This window comes from Catenulispora rubra (genome assembly GCF_015356825.1).
GTDB classification, from domain to species: domain Bacteria; phylum Actinomycetota; class Actinomycetes; order Streptomycetales; family Catenulisporaceae; genus Catenulispora; species Catenulispora rubra.
Genome location: NZ_JAACYW010000296.1, coordinates 1 through 14,011, shown reverse-complemented (window position 1 = coordinate 14,011; position 14,011 = coordinate 1). Strand labels below are relative to the sequence as shown.

Below are 14,011 nucleotides of genomic sequence, written 5' to 3'. Positions count from 1 at the left end.
GTCCTGCCCGAGCCCACCGCCCGCATCGTTGAGCCCCCGCGGCCCCAGTGCCGAAGCCGGGTCGCCACCCTCCCCGTTCTGCGTCATCTCGTTCGTGAACTCCTTAGCGTCGCCGAACCCTGTCATCACGATCTGCCGGATCTGCATCGGGTTCACAGAGTTGACCGACCCGTCGCCCGGCAGCACCGGCTGCCCGGTGATCGGCAGCTCGCGGAAGTCGGCGCTGCCCGCCGTCAGGTTCTGCGCGCGGTCGGCGAAGTCCAGCACGTCCCAGGAATCGTCGATGACCACGTCCTTCTTCACCACGTCGAACAGCCCCTGCATCTTCCCCAGGTCGCCGATCACGCCCTCGGTCTTGAGCTTGTGCATCACCGACGACAGGAACGCCTGCTGCCGCCGGTTGCGGTCGAAGTCGCCGCGCAGCAGGTGGAAGCGCTGGCGCACGAACTGCAGCGCGGTGGCGGCGTCCAGCATCGAGTGCCCGGCCGGCAGCTTCAGCCCGGTGCCCGCGCCGTCCTCGATCGGGTCGTACACCGGGTGGTTCAGGCAGACCTCGATCGGGCCCACGGCCTTGGCGACGTCGTAGAAGCCCAGCAGGTTGATCTCGGCCAGGTGGTCCACGTGCTCGCCGGTGAGCAGCTGCACGGCCCGGATAGTCGACTCCCGGCCGACCTCGCGGCTGACGTTCTCGATCTGCGCCTTGTCGGTCACGCCGCTGGCCTTCAGCCGATCCACCGCAATCTCCTTGGCGCGGCCGTAAGCCTCCTTGATCTTGTGCATCCCCAGATCCGGGATGTCGCCGACCGTCGAGGTGCCGCCGGGCTCCTCGACGTAGTCGTCGCGCGCGATCGAGAACGCGGTGACCCGGCCGCCGTCGGCCGGGATGTGCATGAAGATCAGGACGTTGGCGTTGTAGCCGCCGATGTCGGAGGAGCCGGCGTGCAGCTCCTGTTCGACGAAGTCGGTCGGCAGGTCGGCGCCGTTCATGTCCTTGCGCGAGTCCAGGCCGATCAGCAGCAGGTTGACCGAGCCGTCCAGGTGCGGGGCGACGTAGCCCTTCTCGCCGGAGCGGATCTCGTTGATCGCGTCGGAGGTCAGCAGGCCGGAGGTCAGGTTGTGGTACGCGGCCCAGGTCGCGGCGCTGGCGACGACGATCGCGGCCGAGGCCGTGCAGGCCAGCGCGCGGGCCGCGACCACGGCCCGGCGGCGGCGCGGCGGGCGCCGCTCGGGACGCCCGCCGTTCTGGGGACGCTCAGGACGCTCACCACGCGGGGGACCGGGAGGACGCGGCGGCTGCGCCGGACGCGGAGCCCAGTACCGCAGGTCGTCCTGCGGACGCGAGCCCGGCGCGCGCGGCGACAGGTCATACGGGGGCTGCGGTCGGGGTCGCTGCGGGGGAGTGTAGTCAGGCACGAGCCGACCTCCGGGCGAGCCGGCGTAACAGCGCCACGGCGGCCGTGACCAGCAGTGTCACCAGCATCGCCGGGAACGCGTCGATCATGCCGTGCGCCACCGCGACCGCCTGCCTGGCGCCGCCGCCCGAGGCGTCGAAGACCTCGCGCCCCACGCACACCGCCCAGATCGCCACCGGCGCCAGCGGCAGCACCCACCACAACCCGGCGGGCCGCACCCGCAGCGTCGCCAGCGCCGCGGCGGCCGCGCACAGCACCGCGAACAGCGCGCCGCCGAAGAACATCCCGATCGCCGGGACGAGCACCAGCAGGACCGTGACGCGCCCCGCCGTGATGTTCGTGCGGGTGGTGGGTGCTCGATGACAGCTGCCGTGAGTGCCGGGGGTGTGTGGCATGTGGCACATCTTCACATCTTGGGTGGCGACGGTGGGATAAGACCGAGAAGTGTCTGATGCCGCATTCGCCCACCCGTCGCCCACCACCACCCGTTAAGGCGACGCTGCGCGTCACCGATTCATAGACTGATGTATTCATCGGATCGTTTGGCTCCAAGCCCACGCCGAAGACAGGTGATAGCACCCCTGTTTCCGCGACCGCGCCACGCGAGTCTGGATCACATGACAGCCATGGAAGACGCGCTGCGTCTGGAATCAGTCAGCAAGACGTTCGGCGACCAGGTCAAGGTCGCCGCCCTGGACCGGGTCAGCCTCGGTCTGCCCTACGGCACCTTCACCGCCGTCATGGGCCCCTCCGGCTCCGGCAAGAGCACACTGCTCAACTGCGCCTCCGGCCTGGAGCGCAGGACTGCCGGCCGGATCCTGATCGGCGGCCAGGAACTGGACACCTCCGACGAGACCGCCGCGACCCGCTTCCGGCGCGGTCGCATCGGCTTCGTGTTTCAGGCTTTCAATCTGTTGCCGACCTTGACGGTCTGGCAGAACGTGCTGCTGCCCGCGCGGATCGCCGGGACCTCGGTCGACAAGCGGCGCGCGCGGGCCCTGCTGGACCGGATCGGCCTCGGCGACCGGCTGGAGCACCGGCCGGCCGAGCTGTCCGGGGGCCAGCAGCAGCGGGTGGCGATCGCCCGCGCCATCGTGAACCGGCCGGCGCTGCTGTTCGCCGACGAGCCGACCGGGGCGCTGGACTCGGCGCGCGCCGCCGAGGTGCTGATGCTGCTCGGGGAGTCGGTGCGGGAGTTCGGGCAGACCGTGGTGATGGTGACGCACGACCCGGTCGCCGCCGCGTACGCCGACCGCGTGCTGTTCCTGGCCGACGGCCGGATCGTGGACGAGATGCGGGCCCCGCGGGCCACCGGCGTCGCGGCGCGGATGGCCGAGTTCGGCGCCGCCTCCCGGCTCACCGCGAAGGCGGCCTGACATGCGCACCGTGAGCTTCAGCAACCTGCGACACCGCCGCGGGGCCTACCTCGCCTCGTTCCTGAACCTGTTCCTCGGCGGCGCGATCCTCACCGGCTTCGCAGCCCTTTTCGAAACCAGCAACGCGCCGGGCTTGTCGAAGACCGACCGCTCGGCGCTCCAGACCACGGCCCTGGTCATCGGCGGCTGGGGCGCGCTGATCATCGCCTTCGGCACCGCGGCGACGCTGAGCCTGACGGTGCGGCAGCGGGAGAAGGAGATCGCGCTGCTCAAGGCGGCCGGCGCGCTGCCCCGGCAGATCCGCCGCATGATCACCACCGAGACCGCGATCCTGCTGGCGGTCGCGGCCGTCCCGGCGATCCCGACCGGCATGGTCGTGGGCCGCACGGTGCTGGCCGCGCTGAAGTCCTCGCACCAGGTCTCGGACGGCGTCGGCTTCAAGTACGGCGCCACCACCCTGGCGATCGGGCTCGGCGACGTCGCGCTGGCCGCTCTGGCGGCCGCGATCGTGGCCGGCCGCCGCGCGGCGAATCAGAGCACGGCGGCCTCGCTGGTCTCGGCCGCCACCGGCGAGTCCGGGATGTCGCGTAAGCGCAAGATCGCCGCGGTCGTGCTGATCCTGATCGGCGTGGACGCCGGCGTGATGAGCGCGACGGTGCTGAAGGACGACCGGAACGGCGCGATGGCCGGCGCCGGGCAGGCGTGCATCCTGACCAGCGTCGGGCTGGCGCTGCTCGCCCCGGCCCTGGTCCGGATCGCCGGCCGGGTGCTCGGCCCGCTGATGCGGCGCGGCGGCGGTTACCTGGCCGAGGCCGAACTCCGGCTGAACTCGCGGCAGGCGGCCTCCGTCCTGATGCCGGTGATCCTGTTCGTGGGCCTGGCCAACGGCACGCTGTACGAGCAGTTCATCCAGGACGACGCCAACCGCGCGCAGCACGTCCGGCTGTCCGCCGACGACAAGGGCGTGCAGACCCTCAGCTTCCTGGTGGTCGGCATGATCACGCTGTTCGCGGCGGTGGTCGTGGCGAACATCGCGGTGGCCGGCACGCTGCACCGCCGCAAGGAGTTCGGGCAGCGGCGGCTGATCGGCGACACGCCGGGCGACGTGCGGCGCTCCCTGGGCTGGGAGGCGTGCGCGATCCTGGCGGCCGGGCTGTTCTCCGGGTCGCTGGCGGCGCTGGCCGGCATCATCCCGTTCAGCTACGCCAGGACCGGCCGGCTGATCCCGGACCAGGGCGTCGGGGTGTTCCTCGCGGTGGCGGCGAGCGTCACGGCGCTGACTCTGGCCGCGTGCCTGGGCGCCGCCCGGCGGGTGCTGAGCGTGCCGGCGCTGGCCGCGATCACTGCGTAGTCCCCGATAATGGCGACGCGAGAAGGGACGAGTCTGATGGCCGGACTGGCAGCGGTGGTCGGAGGTGGGGCCGAGGCCTGGCGCGCGCGGGGCGCCGCGACCGCCCTGGCGGCCGGCCGGGGTCTGGTGCTGGCGCCGGTCTCGCTGATCGCGGGGATCCCGCTGCTGGTGGCGGCGGCGCTGGCGCTGGGTCTGATGCCGATCACCGGCGGGCTGCTGGTGCCGCCGGTGATCAGCGCGGTGCGCGGCCTGGCGAACTGGGAGCGGGGGATCGCAGGGCGCTGGAGCGGGGTCGAGATCGAGTCGCCGTACTTGCCGCGGGCCGGTCGCGGCCGGCTGCGCTGGCTGCTCGGCGACCCGGCGACCTGGCGGGACCTGCTGTGGCTGTTCACCAACGTCCCGATCGGCCTGGCGCTCGGGCTGCTGCCGGCGACGCTGGTCGGGTGGGGCGTGGTCGGGGTGGGCTCGGTGCCGGGGCTGGCGCTGAGCAGCGATCCGTTCTGGCCCTTCGGGTTGGGCTTCGGCCTTCCGGCGCTGGTGCTGGCGCCGTACGTGGGCCCGTCACTCATTCGGGCGCAGGCGCTGTGGGCCCGGGCGCTGCTGGCCCCGACCGACGTCGGCGAGCGCATCAGCACCCTGACCGTGACCCGCGAGCGGGTCAGCGACGACGCCGAGTCCGAGCTGCGCCGGATCGAGCGCGACCTGCACGACGGCGCGCAGGCCCGGCTCGCGGCGGTCGGCCTGAGCCTGGGCATGGCCGAGGACCTGGTCCGCGAGAACCCCGAGGAGGCCATCGCGCTGCTGGCCGAGGCCCGCGAGCACAGCGGCGCCGCGCTGGCCGAGCTGCGTTCGCTGGTCCGCGGGATCCTGCCGCCGGTGCTGGCCGAGCGCGGGCTCGGGGACGCGCTGCGGGCCCTGGCCTACGCCTCGCCGATCCCGGTGGAGGTGCGCAGCGACCTGACCGAGCGGCTGCCGGCCCCGCGCGAGTCGGCGCTGTACTTCGGGATCGCGGAGGCTCTGGCGAACGTGCTGAAGCACAGCGGCGCGGCCCGGGCCCGGATCGACGTGTTCCGGCGCGACGACAGAGTGGTCGGCGAGGGCTGTGTCGTCGCCGAGATCTGGGACGACGGCACCGGTGGTGCGGACCTGGCTCGCGGCGACGGCCTGGCCGGGGTGCGGCGCCGGCTGGCCGCCTTCGACGGGCGGCTGACGCTGGACAGCCCGGTCGGCGGGCCGACCACGGTGACGCTGGAGGTGCCGTGCGAGTGAGCGGTGCGGGACCGGCTGCTGCGCGGTGTCCTGCGGCTTGGCGCGGTGCTGCTGGAGCTGCCGTGCGAGGGGCCGTGCGAGTGAGGGATAGCCGATGCGCGTAGTCCTGGCCGAGGACCAGGCCCTCCTCCGGGACGGCCTGGTCCGCCTGTTGACCGCCCACGGCTTCGAGGTCGCCGCCGCCGTCGAGACCGGCCCGGACCTGCTCGACGCGCTGCTCGCCGAACGCCCGGACGTGGCCGTCGCCGACATCCGCCTGCCGCCGACCTTCAAGAACGAGGGCCTGGCCGCCGCGCTGGAGGCCCGGCGCCGGGTGCCCGGCCTGCCGGTGCTGATCCTGTCGCAGCACGTCGAGCCGCTTTATGCGCGTGAGCTGCTGTCCGACAGCGCCGGGGCGATCGGGTATCTGCTGAAGGACCGCGTTTCGAACGTGCGTTCGTTCGTGGACGCGCTGCGGACCGTCGCCGGCGGCGGCACCGCGATGGACCCCGAGGTCATCGGCCAGATGATGGCCCGCCGCTCCCGCGACGAGCGGCTCGGCTCCCTGACCCCGCGCGAGCGCGAAGTGCTCGCCGCGATGGCCGAAGGGCACGCCAACGCCGGCATCGCCGCCCGGCTGGTGATCACCGAGAAGGCGGTCAGCAACCACATCAACACGATCTTCGCCAAGCTCGGGCTGCTGCCGGATCTCGACGGGAACCGGCGGGTGCTGGCCGTGCTGGCGTTCCTCGACGCGGCCTGAGACCTCTCGGAAGTCTCAGGCTGAACGCCGCCTGAAGAATCATCCCGTGCAGATTCCCGTGCAAACGGAACGGGAATAGCTCTCGCTGGGCTATGTTTGGGCACGTCGGGTGCCTGACAATGGTCCGGGCGTCACCGGCGGGCCGACTGTCACAGCCGGCGCACCGCCGATGGCGCACTTCCGCCGCCGGGTCCGTATCGAGTTTGGATTCGCTGGAACGGGTAGCGGTGTTCGCGGTGGCCGACGGAGCTGATGCGAGGAAGGGGTGGCGATGGCCGATGGTCAGCGTCCGCTGCCGCTCCCGCTGATGTCGAGCACGAACAGGTCGGCGACGCCGGCCAGCTGGAGCACCCGCAGCACCGCCTCCGACGGCGCGGCCAGCGTCAGGCGCGCGCCCGAGGCACCGGCCTTGTGCTGCGCGCGGATCAGCGTCCGCAGGCCCATGGAGTCCAGGAACGCCACGCGCGAGCAGTCCACGACCACCTGCGCCCCGGCGTGCACGTACTCGTCCAGCACGCTCCACAGCGTGTCCGCCGCGGCCAGGTCCACGTCGCCGGCCACGGTGACCGTGACCGCCTGCCCGCCGCCCTTGCCGTCCCCGGACACCGCGGCGGCTCCGCCCCGGTCCGGGTCGTTGTCGACCTCGACCGAGAAGCCCTCGACCGCCATGACGCCTCCTGTTTTCCCACCCAGCCCGCGTGATCCCGGATCGCTACCGACGATATCGGGTCGGCTCACGGCTGGGAATCTGGCTCGATGACCTCGCGCCGGACGGCCCAGACCCATCAGTCGGCCCAGTCCCACCTGTCGGCCCACACCGAGCTGACTCCCGGGCCCTCGGCGCCGGGCCGGGCCCGGGCCTTCCTGACCGAGACCTGCCGCCGCTGGCACGCCGACGACTTCGTCGCCGACGCCGCGCTCGTGGTCAGCGAGCTGGTGACGAACGCCGTCCGGCACGCCGGCACCGAGATGCGGCTCGGCCTGGAGCTGCGCGACGGCATGCTGACCGTGCGCGTCCACGACCACGGTTCCGGCCTGCCCCGCCTGATCCCGCCGGCCGAACGCGGGTTCGGCGGCCAGGGGCTGGCTATCGTGGTGCAGTTGGCCCAGGCCTGGGGGGTCGCGGTCGAGGACGACGGCGGGAAGGCCGTATGGTGCCGACTCGGGCCGCGCGCGGCGGTCCCGGCCGGGGCGGGCACGCAAGGGTCGCTGTGGAAAGGGGATCAGGACATATGGAGCGCGTGAGCGGTGTGGGTGGTGAGGACGGCGCCAGCACGGGTGCCAGCCGCCGCGGCGAGGCCGACGATGCCGACGATGCCGACGGTCGTGTCCCGGTAACGCTGAGCATCCCCGCGGAGCGCGACTACGTGGTGCTGGTCCGGTCCGCGGCCGGCCATCTCGGCGTGCGCGCCGGCTTCTCGATGGCCGAGATGGGCGACTGGCGGCTGGCCGTCGACGAGGCCTGTGGCCTGCTCCTGCTGCCCGACGAGGTCGACGCCACCGGCGAGGAGCTGGACTGCGTCTTCCGGCTGGGCCCGGCGGGCCTGGCGCTCACCGTCTCGGCCGAGGCCAGGCCGGGCTCCAAACCGCAGGTCGGCGGGTTCGGCTGGTCGCTGCTGGCGGCGCTCGTCGACGACCTGCAGTGGGCCGAGGAGCAGGGCCGGGTCCGGGTCGACATCGTCAAGCGCGCGGCCGGCGACGGTGTGCCAGGACCCGGCGGCACGGCCCGGGCGGGGATGCGGTGAGCACTCGCGGGAACGGTCCCGGTCCGGGCGCGTCCGGCCGCGACGGGACCGGGCACGATGGCGGCCGGGAGGGTGCGGAGACCGGGACTGGGACCGGGACCGGGGGCGGGGGCGCGAGCGAGGGCACTGAAGAGGGCATGAAGGACGGCGTGAAAGACGGCACGAAAGAGGGCACGACCGGGGCTGAGAGGGTTACTGAGATCGCGACTGGGAAGGCATCGCAGGCGGCTGCTGCGGCTGCGGCTGCTGCCAGTGCCCCTGCCTCTGCTCCCGCCTCTGCCGCAGTGCCGGCCTCGGCGGTGCCGGCGCGCGTGGTGCGCGCCGACCGTCGACTCCCGGATCAGGACACGGACATCCCCTTGCCGAGCATCCCCTCGCCCCGGCTCGGCGGCGTGCCGCGGGACCGTGCCGAGCACCGTGCGGAGATCCACCGGCGCTTCGAAGTACTGGCGGAGTGCGAGCCCGACAGCGTGCGGTATCGCACCTTGCGCGACGAGCTGATCGCCGAGCACATGAACTACGCGCGCTACGTCGCCTCGCGCTTCAGCGTTCCCGCCGACACTGCCGAGGACCTTGAGCAGGTCGCGTACCTGGCGCTGATCAAGGCGGTCGACAACTTCGACCCCTCGCGCGGCACCGCGTTCCTGGGCTACCTCACCCCGATGGTGGCCGGCGAGATCAAGCGCTACTTCCGCGACTCGACCTGGGACGTGCACGTTCCCCGCCGGATGCAGGAGCTGAGCCTGGCCCTGCACGGCGCCCCGGCCGAGCAGCTGGAGCGCCGGCTGGGCCGCTCGCCGACGATCGCCGAGCTGGCCGAACACCTCGGCGCGCAGCCGGAGGAGATCGTCGAGGCCTTCGACGCCTCGGCCGCGTACAGCGCCACCTCGCTGGAGCGGCCGCTGGTGCCCGGCGACGAGCAGGGCGCGAGCCTGGGCGAGACGCTCGGCGGGGACGACGACGCGTACGAGTGGGTCGTGGACCGCGAGGCGCTGAAGCCGCTGCTGGCCGCGCTGCCGGAGAAGGACAAGCGGATCCTGCTGATGCGGTTCTTCCGGGGCATGACGCAGAGTCAGATCGGGACCGAGCTCGGCGTTTCGCAGATGCAGGTGTCGCGGTATCTGACGCGGATCCTGGGGACGCTGCGCGACGCGGTGCTCGTCGAGGACGGGGATGAGGAGTCGGGGAAGGCCTGACTGCTCTCAGTCTCTTGAACGTTCTCAGTCCTCTGATCAGGGGTTAGTCCCCGGGTCGTTCTCAGTTCTCTGGCCGTTCTCAGCCCCCTGATCGGCCTCAGTTCCCTGCCCGCTCTCTGTTCAGCAGCTCGGCCAGCACCCGCAGCAGCCGCGGCACGTCCACCGGCTTGGGCAGGTGCTCGTCGATCCCGGCGGCCAGCGCCTTGGCCCGGTCGGCGTTCGAGGCCTCGAACGTCACCGCGATGATCGGCGTGGCCGCGCCGTGGTCGAGCTCGCGGATGCGCGCGGCGGTGGCGTAGCCGTCCAGTCCCGGCAGCGCGATGTCCAGCAGGACCGCGCGGACCGTCGGGTCGCGTTCGACCGCGGCCAGGCCGTCCGGGCCGGTGGCGGCCTGCACGACGGTCAGCCCGCGGGCGCTCAGCGCGCTGCCGAGGGCGAAGGCGCCGCGCCGGTCGTCGTCCACGATCAGGACCTTCTGCCCGGCGAACCGCGGCGGGCCGGAGGCGTCCGGGTGCCGTGGCGCGTCGGGGGCGGGATCACGCCGGTGTTCGGCAGGATGCGCCATTCCTCCATACTCCGCGCCGCCGGCGTTTTTGAGAACTCTGATTCGAATCCGGACCCTGACGCAGCGGATTGGCCGTGGATTGGCGGCGGAGGAATCGGGTAACGGCGGATGTTCCGACACCGGGTCGGGCTCGGGAGGTCGTCGTGGTCATCACCCTGATCGTCATCCTGGTCGTCCTCGCCGCACTGGCGGCGATGTTCTTCCTCGGTCCCGCCGGCTGGCGCACCTCGGCCACCGGAACCTTCGGCGGCCTGTCGACGCGCGTCGGCAAGTTCATCGAGAGCGGCCGCGCCGACCCGCGTTCCGGCACCGGCGCCGGAGGCGCGGCGGCCACGCCCGCGCCGCCCCGGTTCACGGACGCGGACCGGGCGTATCTGGACGGCGTGTGGAAGCACGTGCAGAGCACTTTCGTCAGCAACCCGCGGGTCGCTGTGACGCTTGCGCACAGCACCGCCGAGGGCTTCTTCACCGCGCACGGTGTGCCGACCGACGGGCTTCCGGAGGGTGCGGCGGGCCTGGCGGAGGGGGACGCGGCCGAGGGGGACACGGCCGAGCAGGACACCGAGACGCTGCGACTGCGGCTGCTCGCGATCAAGACGTGGTCGGACCGGGAGGCCGCCCGCTGAGCCGGCGCGGCTGCCGTCGCCGTACCCGGCAGCCGCGCCGCTTTTCTTTGGCTTGTGGGTTTGTGGGTTTGTGGCGGTGTTGACGGTGTTGACGGTCTTGGTGGTCTTGGTGGTCTCGGTGGTCTCGGTGGTCTCGGTGGTCTCGGTGGTCTCGGTAGTGTCGGTGGTGCGTGCTATATCTGTGTATAAGGGGCGATAATTCCCTAACAATATGCCGCCGCATCGACTTGCACACTGCGGGTCAGGCGTCACTGCGGTCTGTCGGCAGGCGGCGGTATGTTCATGGGTTTACAGGCAATTTTTACGGCTTCGCCAATGGTTTGATGACCTCGCAGGGGGACGCAGTTCGGTTGTGCGACTCGTTTCGCGCTGGCGGCCGCCGGTTTTCGCGTCCACGACCACGCATGGGTCCGAGTCACTGCGCACGCGTCATGCGGGCGGGTGGCGGCCGCGTTTGGTGGGTGCCTTGAGGCCTCTGGCGGGCCTCCTCGACGAGGGGCGACCCGCGCGACCTGCTTGATGCCGCCGGCCCGCGACTGTTCGGCTTTCTATCCGCTGTTGCCTGCGCCGCGCTGTTTGCCGGCGGTCGCTGCTTGTGGTCGCCGGGTTCTGGGTCCCTCGCCGCGTCATCGCCGTAAACGGAACCAGCCCGGTCTGGCGGAATCAAGCCGCACCCCTGCTGCTGTGGTCCGGCTCCGTCCGGCTTGACACCGCCAAACCGGCCAGGTTGGCTGCGCCCGCTGACGCGGCGAGGGACCCAGAACCAACACCCCGCATGGTCCGGAGGATCCGGCGAACTACGTGGCCGGTCAGGTTGGCCCGTCACCGAAATCAGGTCGGCCCGAAGCCCTGTTTCAAACTCTGTGACCGGGTACCTGGCAGGGACGCGGCGCCGCTGGACTCATCCGCGTGAGCAGTGAGGAGGGTGCTATGAGCACCATGACCGAGAAGGAATACCCGTACGCGATCGGAGTGGGCGTCTCCTGTGCCGACGGTGATTGCGGGCGGTTGCACCGGATCATCATGGACCCGGTCACCCGGGCCCTGACCCACCTCGTCGTCGGGCGGGATACGCACGTCGCCCGGTTGGTGCCGGCCACGATGGTCGGTCGGGCCGGGCCCGACGCCATCATCCTGACCTGCGCCATGTCCGGGTTCGATCTGCTGGAGCCGGCGGAGGCCACCGAGATGGTGGGGCCTGGCGCCTCGGGCGGCGGGCCGGTCACCGGGGGTGGCGCCCTCGGCGGCGGTTATCGCGCCCCGTCCAAGCCGGACATGGTCACCTACGACCGGGTGCCGGCCGGGGAGGTGCAGCTGTGTCCGAACGAGCGCCTGCACGCCGCCGACGGCGACATCGGGCGCGTCAAGGGCCTGATGGCCGCTTCCGATCTGCACGTCACGCACATCCTGCTCGCCGAAGGACACCTGTGGAACCGCAAGGAGGTTGCGGTCCCGATCCGCAACGTGGTCGACGCCACCTACGGCGTCCAGGTGGACCTGACCCGCGAGGAGCTGAAGGACCTGCCGGCGGTCGAGCTGACGCGGGCCGGGTGAGGACCCCGGCGGCCGGTGGCGACCACCGGCCGCCGGATCGCCCGGCGAACGGGGCTGGCGCGTAGTGCGGCGCCAGACGGGGAGCCGGGCAGCAGTGGGGACGGCGGCACGCGACGGCGCGTGCCGCACCGGACGGCCGGGCGGTTTCGAGCCGCGCCGGACCAGAGCGGACCCGGGACCGCAGGCGGGTGCGGCCCCGGGTCCGCTGCGCCCAGTGTGGAGGCGGCGCGGCCCGGCGCGCAGTGGTTTCGAGAGGGTTGGCGGCGAATGGCGCTTGACATGTCCGTTCGAAGTCCGGTCGCGGCCCCGCACGGACTGGCCGGAGGCGGCGACGGCGGTCGCCGGAGCACACGTGGACGTGGCGTGAGGATAAGGGTTCGACGGGGACGGCTGGCACGGTGGGCCGCCGTCCGGTGCGGGATGCGGTAGGTCGCGGGTGGCTCTCGGGGACAGTCCGGCAGGGTCCTGACAGCCCCCCGACGGTCCCGTGACCGCCGCCGAACGACCTCCGAATACCCCCCCGACCGCCCTCGACCGACCGGGCTCAGCTGTGGCTTGAACTCGGCGTCGTGGGCGGTGTCGTGCTGTGCGCGGTCGACGGGCTCGACGTCGGCGGCGCGGACGAGCTGGAGGTGCTGCTCGGCGTCGTCGGCTGTGACGTGCTCGGCGTGGTCGAGCCGGAGGTGCTCGCCGTCGTGCTCGGCGCGCTGGTCGTGGTGGTGGTCGAGGCGGGGGTCGTCGGTGCCGGAGCGGAGCTGGTTGTCGGCGCCGGCACGCTCGCAGACGTCTGCGACGTGCTCGTGTGGCTGACCGAGCGGGTCAGCGGCGTTTGACTGGAACTCGTCCCCACGGACGCCGCCGGCGGTGAGCCCGGGTTGTGGCTCCCGTTGTGCAGGACCAGAACTAGGGCTGTGGCCAGCGCCGCGATGACCGCGACCGACAGCAGGCCGGCGACCAGCCCCGCGCCGCCGTTGCCCCGCGTGCCGCGCGGCGGTTCGCCGACGCCGACACGTTCCCGCGTCCGCTCGCCGGTGGGCTCGATCACTGACGTCGCCCGGTCCGCCGAGGTCAGCCGAAGCGTGGGGTCCGGCGCCGGGCCGGACGTCAGCAGGGGATCGGCGTCGGGCTCGGCGAAGACCGCGATCCCTTCGTAGTCCAGGATCTCGGCGGCGCTTTGTGCTATCGCCGCCGTCAGGTCCGCGGGCAGCCAAGCGCCTTCCGGCACGTCGGCCATCCGTCCGATGATCTGCGCGGTGCTGGGCCGCTGCGCCGGATCCTTGGCCAGGCACATGGCGATCAGCGGCGCGAGCGAGTACGGCAGCCCGGACAGGTCCGGCTCGCCGTGCGCGATGCGGTAGAGCAGCGCGTGGTCCGGGCCGTCGCCGAAGGGGTTGCGGCCGCTGGCGGCGTAGGCCAGGACGGTGCCGAGCGAGAAGACGTCGGTGGCGGCGGTCAGCTCCTGCCCGCGGGTCTGCTCCGGCGACATGAAGCCCGGCGAGCCGACGATGGTCCCGACGTCGGTCCGGGTCAGGTCCGCGGCGGCGATGACGCGGGAGATGCCGAAGTCGATGACGTGCGGACCGTCCACGGCCAGCATCACGTTGGAGGGCTTCAGGTCCCGGTGCACCACCCCGGCGGCGTGGATCTCGGCCAGCGCCCGCGCCAGCCCGTACGCCAAAACCCGCAGTGACGTCTCTGGCAGCAGCGAGCCGGCACCGACCACGGCGCGCAGCGTCAGCCCGGACACGTACGTCGTCGCCAGCCACGGCATCGCAGCCTCCGGATCGGCGTCGACCACCGCGGCCGTGAACCGCCCCGACACCAGCCGCGCCGCCGCGACCTCCTGCCGGAACCGCCGCCGGAACTCCCGATCCCCGGCCAACTCGGCCTTGACCACCTTCACCGCGACGGTCCGCCCACCCCGCGTCCGCCCCAGGAACACCTGCCCCATGCCTCCGGCACCAAGCCGAGCGATCAGGACATAAGGGCCCACAGTACGCGGATCCCCAGCCTTCAGCGGTTCCACCCGTGGACCTCCCCGATCGGACGTTTCTACCAGTAGTAGTCCAGCATCGCAGCGAACTGAAGGACCGGGCACGCACGAACCGGCAACGCGGACGCGCTCCACCCGATCGGGCGGTTCGGCGTTCCGTGGAGGGGGCGGCGGTCGTTGGG

The 14,011-nt window shown here is 72.2% G+C and carries 14 protein-coding genes; 9 read left to right on the top strand and 5 right to left on the bottom strand.

All coding sequences use genetic code 11. From position 1 onward, the window contains the following. Both GWK61_RS45040 and GWK61_RS45035 read right to left on the bottom strand, forming a co-directional pair. Positions 1-1,413: LCP family protein (locus GWK61_RS45040; protein WP_323748044.1), on the bottom strand; the 1,413-nt coding region annotated here is incomplete at its 3' end. Next, positions 1,406-1,807: a DUF6542 domain-containing protein gene (locus GWK61_RS45035; protein ID WP_194918741.1), complete on the bottom strand. Its 402-nt coding sequence runs from the start codon at positions 1,805-1,807 to the stop codon at positions 1,406-1,408. The genes GWK61_RS45040 and GWK61_RS45035, both read right to left, overlap by 8 nt. Before the next feature lie 231 nt (positions 1,808-2,038). On the opposite strand from GWK61_RS45035, the gene GWK61_RS45030 reads away from it, so the two are divergent. From GWK61_RS45030 to GWK61_RS45015, 4 genes are all read left to right on the top strand, one after another. Beyond that, positions 2,039-2,788, top strand: coding sequence for an ABC transporter ATP-binding protein (locus GWK61_RS45030; RefSeq protein WP_194918745.1), 750 nt, complete (start codon positions 2,039-2,041; stop codon positions 2,786-2,788). A 1-nt stretch (position 2,789) separates the two neighbouring features. Next, complete coding sequence (locus tag GWK61_RS45025) at positions 2,790-4,139, top strand: ABC transporter permease (protein WP_194918740.1); 1,350 nt, start codon at positions 2,790-2,792, stop codon at positions 4,137-4,139. A 36-nt stretch (positions 4,140-4,175) separates the two neighbouring features. After that, on the top strand, positions 4,176-5,408 hold the full coding sequence (locus tag GWK61_RS45020) for a sensor histidine kinase (protein ID WP_194918738.1): 1,233 nt from the start codon (positions 4,176-4,178) through the stop codon (positions 5,406-5,408). Between the two features lie 94 nt (positions 5,409-5,502). Continuing rightward, positions 5,503-6,150, top strand: a complete 648-nt coding sequence (locus tag GWK61_RS45015; protein WP_194918736.1) for a response regulator — start codon at positions 5,503-5,505, stop codon at positions 6,148-6,150. A gap of 282 nt (positions 6,151-6,432) precedes the next feature. Here GWK61_RS45015 and GWK61_RS45010 read toward each other — a convergent pair whose 3' ends face one another. Next, complete coding sequence (locus GWK61_RS45010) at positions 6,433-6,819, bottom strand: STAS domain-containing protein (protein WP_194918733.1); 387 nt, start codon at positions 6,817-6,819, stop codon at positions 6,433-6,435. An 87-nt stretch (positions 6,820-6,906) separates the two neighbouring features. Between GWK61_RS45010 and GWK61_RS45005 the strand changes: the two genes are divergently transcribed. The 3 genes from GWK61_RS45005 to GWK61_RS44995 are packed head-to-tail and all read left to right on the top strand — an operon-like array spanning position 6,907 to position 9,091. Further along, positions 6,907-7,395 (top strand): ATP-binding protein, encoded by a 489-nt coding sequence (locus GWK61_RS45005; RefSeq protein WP_194918731.1) that lies wholly within the window; start codon positions 6,907-6,909, stop codon positions 7,393-7,395. Continuing rightward, entirely contained in the window at positions 7,383-7,895 is a 513-nt protein-coding gene (locus GWK61_RS45000) for an ATP-binding protein (protein WP_194918729.1), read from the top strand. The genes GWK61_RS45005 and GWK61_RS45000 overlap by 13 nt, the downstream gene beginning before the upstream one ends. Continuing rightward, entirely contained in the window at positions 7,892-9,091 is a 1,200-nt protein-coding gene (locus GWK61_RS44995) for a SigB/SigF/SigG family RNA polymerase sigma factor (protein WP_323748043.1), read from the top strand. The genes GWK61_RS45000 and GWK61_RS44995 overlap by 4 nt, the downstream gene beginning before the upstream one ends. 97 nt (positions 9,092-9,188) lie before the next feature. Here GWK61_RS44995 and GWK61_RS44990 read toward each other — a convergent pair whose 3' ends face one another. Next, entirely contained in the window at positions 9,189-9,656 is a 468-nt protein-coding gene (locus GWK61_RS44990) for a response regulator (RefSeq protein WP_194918727.1), read from the bottom strand. A 143-nt stretch (positions 9,657-9,799) separates the two neighbouring features. Between GWK61_RS44990 and GWK61_RS44985 the strand changes: the two genes are divergently transcribed. Next, on the top strand, positions 9,800-10,282 hold the full coding sequence (locus GWK61_RS44985; protein ID WP_194918725.1) for a hypothetical protein: 483 nt from the start codon (positions 9,800-9,802) through the stop codon (positions 10,280-10,282). A gap of 930 nt (positions 10,283-11,212) precedes the next feature. Beyond that, positions 11,213-11,836 (top strand): hypothetical protein, encoded by a 624-nt coding sequence (locus GWK61_RS44980; RefSeq protein WP_194918723.1) that lies wholly within the window; start codon positions 11,213-11,215, stop codon positions 11,834-11,836. 544 nt (positions 11,837-12,380) lie between these two features. Here GWK61_RS44980 and GWK61_RS44975 read toward each other — a convergent pair. Next, entirely contained in the window at positions 12,381-13,862 is a 1,482-nt protein-coding gene (locus GWK61_RS44975) for a serine/threonine-protein kinase (RefSeq protein ID WP_194918721.1), read from the bottom strand. Between the last annotated feature and the right edge of the window lie 149 nt (positions 13,863-14,011).